The sequence below is a fragment of the Lyngbya sp. CCY1209 genome (assembly GCF_055795065.1).
The window spans coordinates 1-459 of sequence record NZ_JAYFER010000485.1 but is presented as its reverse complement, the minus strand read 5'-3'; the positions used below and the strand labels follow the sequence as shown (position 1 = coordinate 459).

The following is a 459-nucleotide window of genomic DNA, read 5'->3' as shown; positions in this document are numbered from 1 at the left end:
CGCCGAAGGGGAAGCCGCGATCGAATTTTCGGACGGATATCGCCTCTATTTTCATCACGGGGTGAGACTGCCGGAAAAATACGGTCAACTGCATCCCAAGCGCTGGAAAGCGGAGTGGTTGTTGGAAGAAGAAAATGCGGAATTGCGACAGATATTGATCCGAGAAATTGGCTGCGATCGCATTTGCAAACAACTGGGGAAAGCCGGAAAATCCCATCAATTTACCACCCTATTGGGCGATCTGGGGTTGCATTTGCACGCGATCGCGAAACCCGCTATGGTATTCGAGGACGGTTATCGGGTCTACGCCCATAACGGCTGGATTTTCCGAGAGGGCTATCTCGGGGATATCAGCTTAGTCCGTCACAGTCTGGACTCCCGGCAACACCTCCACGCCGAAGGGGAAGCCGCGATCGAATTTTCGGACGGATATCGCCTCTATTTTCATCACGGGGTGAG

1 pseudogene is annotated in these 459 nt (G+C 53.2%); it reads left to right on the top strand.

The annotated features are described in order from the left end of the window. A pseudogene (locus AC0QHF_RS15385) lies at positions 1-459 on the top strand (hypothetical protein); the annotation flags it as partial.